The following is a 2533-nucleotide window of genomic DNA, read 5'->3' as shown; positions in this document are numbered from 1 at the left end:
CTCCTGATCGGCAAAAAGCCCGACAACTGGCTGAGAAATCGGAAATGGATCCTGATCCGCAACCGACTGGCAAAGGACGCTGATCATTTCAACAGGCAGAATGGCTCTGGTCCATGGTGTATTTGTCTCCTCTGAGTACCATGGACTCGGCTCGGTTATGACATCCAACTTTTCAACAAGACTGAAGGGGTAAAGGCCACCTAAAGGTGTTTTAGCATCCAGCCGAATACAAACCTTTGGTGCAGCTAGCCCCGGATGGCAGCCAGCGAGAATACGTGGCTCGGCTAGTGCTCGTGAAGCGGCAAGCCGCTGACGTGCGAAGCTATTTTCTGGGGGGCTCCCAACTCCTGCATTCCCCATAAGTACAACTGTGCCATCACGCTTCACCATCGATAGATTGGCGGAGTCCGAGGCAACTTGACTCATTCTGGCCTGAAGCTCCTCGCCTTCATAGCTAGCCTGTTTGTAGGTTACAGAAATACTACCGAAATCAAACCAAGAGGAGCCGAAGGCATGGTATAAAAGGGGCGCGAACTGGCTGAAATGCGTAGGCCCCTCGATTGTGCCACCTTGAAAGCCCAAACCTTGGGCAGTCGCATCATCGTGTATTGAAGCGTGATTGGCGTAGCTCTGTCGCTTCAGCAAGTTGATTGGACGGCGCCAAGGCCCCACAAGGATAATTGATCCATCTTGCCCCCTTTCCTCGCGGATTGTTGCAGAAAAGGGATGTTGCAGCATTCCGTCACTCGGCGTCATGGCACTTCCTCAACTCGGGGCAGAAGATATCGGCCATTTAGTAGACTCGGGTCAGGATTGTAGGCTCGTAATACCAACGCAAACCGTGCTCCCGATGCAGGTAGCCAATTTGACCGCCTGCTTTCACCAGGGTCTCTGGCACCGATCCAAATCGTCAATGAACCATCTGCTTCAGTACGTAGTCCCGGTGTCCGGTCGCCGACGGCATAGCGACCGAGCGGATTTTGCGCGAAAAAGAGTCGACCATCCCCTAGAGCTTCATAAAGGCTTAGTGACCAAAAGGCCCTGGCTGGTGGTAAACCTCCTGGCGGGAACCGAAGTACAAAGGATGTGTCTGCCGGAAAAGTGGTTTGTCCATCCCGGGCAATAGCCCTGAGATAAACCGCTTCCTTCAGGGGTAGCGCTCCAAGCCCCCAAGTAGCGATTGATGCGCGATAGATGTAGTCGGCACCGAAGTCTCCAAGGCTTACTTCGGGATATATCCATCCGGATCTGGCACCACTCAATGCTAGACGCTTGGCGATGCGGTTTCGTGCATCCTGTAACCCTCTATCAATCGCGCTACGCCTGGAATGGGCCACTTCTGCAAGGCCCAGAGGGGTTAGCCCAGCCTGCTCCCAACGTTCCCGAAGCTGATGCTCGCCCGCAAGGGGCGGTGCTTCGGTAGCGAGCAATCCAACAATCGCTTGGAGCTCTTCGAAAGCGTCGGTAGTGGCCGGTACAGGACCAGGTGGCGGCGATTGAGCTCCCACGATCCGAAGGCCATCTTGGAGTTGGTGCGCAACGCCAATATCTTCCGGCCCAGAGACCAAGGTCCGAACCTGCGCCCATACCCAATGTGTTGGAGCAACAATCTCATCGCCGCTGGCACGTTCTTTCGGCGCGACAAGTCGCACACGGCCGGAGTCACCAAGCGTTTGCCTTGGGCCTAAGACAACAAAATTGTTAGTGTACATATCGAGGATGGCGATGGAGAGGTAACGCTCGGATGCCTTGGGATATGTGAGCTCCACCGGCCCCTTTCGCAAGTCCAGCCAAGCAGAAGAGTAAAGTGTGTCATTATTTGGCGTCGTGACTCGGCGAGACGAAGCGTCAGCCAGCCGACGGACATGCCTCCATTGATTGGCCGCACTCCCAATCGTACGCTGCCGCGCTCGTGCCATTTCGAGTACAGGCAGGCCATAGATGTATAGGTCACCGCAGGCCGCCTCAAAACTGGCTAGATCATTTGAAAATGTCGAAGTGCAGGCGCCCACACTCGCCAACCCCATAACTGATGCCCAGCTTAATAGCATGCGCCTATTTGGAGATTGTTGAGGCCCCGATCCCTCGGGGCATTTGGCCAGATACTCCGCGCCGCCTAGATCGCTGTTCATAAAGTACGACATGGCTAGGATTGCGTTGTCCTGCGCTTACGTTGAACGAAATCAATCGCGGGCGAACTTTGGCTCTGCCTCAATGCGCTTGCATTTAACTCAACCGCTCGCGCAACACCTTGAGAATGCATGGCGCGTGCTTGTGAAAACGCGGCAGCCCCAGCTCCAGCCGCTATTAGCTTGAAAAGCTTCTTATACCCGCTGAGGTCTTTCAGTCGCATATCGCGTGTTGCGATGGCCAAGTGGCCATATAACTCTGCAGCACCAATGCTAAGATCCCTTATTGATTGGGTCAGTCGAGCCGATCCAACAATGACATTCATTTGCGCAACATAACGATAGGTTGCGACCTGGAATGCACGGGCGGTAGATGCCGGGTTCCGGGCAATTTGCTCCAATTG

The 2533-nt window shown here is 54.6% G+C and carries 3 protein-coding genes; all 3 read right to left on the bottom strand.

The annotated features are described in order from the left end of the window. Positions 1-756: hypothetical protein (locus tag ACOVRA_RS08190; protein WP_421719856.1), on the bottom strand; the 756-nt coding region annotated here is incomplete at its 3' end. Further along, positions 753-1919 carry a DUF1254 domain-containing protein gene (locus ACOVRA_RS08185; RefSeq protein ID WP_421719857.1) on the bottom strand — a complete coding sequence of 389 codons (1167 nt, stop codon included), beginning with the start codon at positions 1917-1919 and terminating at the stop codon, positions 753-755. The genes ACOVRA_RS08185 and ACOVRA_RS08190, both read right to left, overlap by 4 nt. A gap of 227 nt (positions 1920-2146) precedes the next feature. Next, a partial coding sequence (locus tag ACOVRA_RS08180; RefSeq protein ID WP_421719855.1) for a hypothetical protein occupies positions 2147-2533 on the bottom strand: 387 nt, incomplete at its 5' end.

Origin of the sequence: Aquidulcibacter sp. (genome assembly GCF_049239865.1) — a bacterium.
Lineage (GTDB): Bacteria > Pseudomonadota > Alphaproteobacteria > Caulobacterales > Aquidulcibacteraceae > Aquidulcibacter.
The sequence above is the reverse complement of the archived record's forward strand: the minus strand, read 5'-3'. Positions and strand labels throughout refer to the sequence as shown.

What these genes read in the sequence shown, in the direction of transcription:
- ACOVRA_RS08185 (WP_421719857.1), bottom strand. Translation starts at nt 1,919, where the DNA reads ATGGCACGAGCGCGGCAGCGTACGATTGGGAGTGCGGCCAATCAATGG.